Genomic DNA, 2,034 nt, shown 5'->3' on the forward strand with positions numbered 1-2,034 from the left:
ATGGAAGGGCGGGCTTTCGGTGGGCCGCGCGGGTGGCGCGCACCGCACGCTGTCCGGCCACGACCCGGGCGGGTCGATTCCAAAGAGCGGGCAGTGCGGGGCTGGCCGCACGGTGCGGGAGCGCTCTGCGCCCCGAAAGCCGAGATTTTAGTTCACTTGGGGCGCGGCCAAAGCAGATCACGCAGTCGAGCGGCCGCCGTCATGCCCGGCCAGCGCGCCGGCCACGATCAAGCCGGTCAGCAGCATCAGGGACAGCAGCTTGACGCCGCTGGCCACCGTCAGCACTGTGGGCCAGTGGGCGAGGTGCATGTGCAGCGTGGCAAAGTTTTCCACGAGGTCCGACACCACGAGCGTGCCCATCGCCCAGTGTGCATGGCGCGAAAGGCCACCCAGGGCCCGGCCCTGCGGCACGGCCCGCGCGACCAGCCGCCGCACGGCCCACGCCACCGGGTAGGCCAGCCACAGGGTGTAGCAGGCGAGCAGGGCCCAATCCAAGGCGATGACGCGGCGCACGCCCTCGGCGTTGCACATCACCTCCCAGCTGGCATGCCAATGGGCCGACAGCTGAAAGCCCGTAGGCAGGATCTGCAGCCACAACGGCGCGGTATCAAGGTCGCAGGCGCGGTAGCCAGCGAGGGTGGTGATGGCGTACAGCACGGCCGTGGCGGCTGCCAGCGCTGTGCCCATCCAGCGCCAGGGTTGCGTGCGCGGCACGGTGCTGGCGGGCACGGCGCCGTCCACCGGGCGGGCCGTGGGGTCGATGAAGTCGCTGGTCTCACGGCCACGGGCGCTCAGGCCGGTCCAGACCCAGTAGGGGCAGTCATACGCCTGGTCGTGCATGGCGGTGAGCGGGTCGCCGGGCTGCAGCCGGCTCTTGTCCACCCGCAAGCCCTGGGCAGCGGCTTCGTCCACCATCCAGGCCAGCGTGATGTTGGACAGCCCGTCGCGCGCGTACGAGCCGCCCACGTCGCTGTGCACGCCGCGGAACCAGCGCTGGTCGTAGCTGCGCCAGGGCTGCTCCTCGGCGGTGAAGTGCGGGTCTTCGTAGCGGCGGGGCGTGTACTTGCTGCGCGATTCATACAGCGACATGGCATGGCGCACGTGGGCAAAGCGCTTGCGGTCGAAGTCGGTGGAGTTGCTGATCTTGATGCTGCCCAGTCCGCCCAGGCCGATGGCCTCCACCGTGTCCCACACGCCCACGAAGTGCACCAGCGGCGTGCGGCCCAGCGAGAAGTTGTTGATCACGTCCTCCGCAAATTTCTCCCGGCCTTTGGTGCCGGCCTGGTTTTTGTGGCCGCGCGGCGCAAAGTAGGTGCGCACCAGCGTTTCGATGAGCGGCAGCCCCTCGGTGTGGATCAGGCCGTACATGTTGATCATCCCGGCCACCGACCGCGCCGTGAATGCGCCGCGCGAGAAGCCGAACATGTAGATCCGGTCGCCCCGCTGGTAGGTATTGACGAGGAACCGGTAGGCCTCTGCGATGTTGGGGAACACGCCGTTGCCCAGTGCCAGACCTGCCAGTTGCCGCAGCTGGTTCTTGGCCTCGGACACGATGCCGTCCGCCGGGAACTCGTTGGTGGTGCCCACGCCGGGGTCGTAGTAAACGAGCTGGGTGGGCTCCTTGCCCGATGGGTCGTGGCCCTTGCCGAGCATGCGCAGCAGTTTGACCACGTTGGTGTCCTGCTGGTTGCCCAGAATGTTGCCGGTGCCGTCGAACAGCAGCACCAGGTTGCGGCGGGGCTTTTCGGCCCATTGCGCGTCCGCCGCGATGCACTGGGTCAGGATGTCCTCGCGGGTGGGGGGACGGTAGGCGGCGCGCGGTGAATTCGTGGCTACTGCGGCCGGTGTGGCAAATGCGTTCATGAAGTCCCCCCTCGCTCTGCAACCAATCATGACTGACGCAAACAGTGCTCAGGCAAGCGACACGCCCACGGCAAAGCCGGTTGCTGCATCCCGATTGGCGTAAGTCCTCAATGTATGTGCCGCAGATTCTGGGTGACTACTGCCGGGCATGGCAAGCAGGAAAGCGCCATT

The 2,034-nt window shown here is 67.5% G+C and carries 1 protein-coding gene; it reads right to left on the reverse strand.

What is annotated here, in order from left to right; translation table 11 throughout:
* Positions 1–177: 177 nt before the first annotated feature.
* Complete coding sequence (locus NFX52_RS29930) at positions 178–1,863, reverse strand: T6SS phospholipase effector Tle1-like catalytic domain-containing protein (protein WP_082437483.1); 1,686 nt, start codon at positions 1,861–1,863, stop codon at positions 178–180.
* Positions 1,864–2,034: the final 171 nt, after the last annotated feature.

The organism is Acidovorax facilis, from assembly GCF_023913775.1.
GTDB classification, from domain to species: domain Bacteria; phylum Pseudomonadota; class Gammaproteobacteria; order Burkholderiales; family Burkholderiaceae_C; genus Acidovorax; species Acidovorax facilis.

What these genes read in the sequence shown, in the direction of transcription:
- NFX52_RS29930 (WP_082437483.1), bottom strand. Translation starts at nt 1,863, where the DNA reads ATGAACGCATTTGCCACACCGGCCGCAGTAGCCACGAATTCACCGCGC.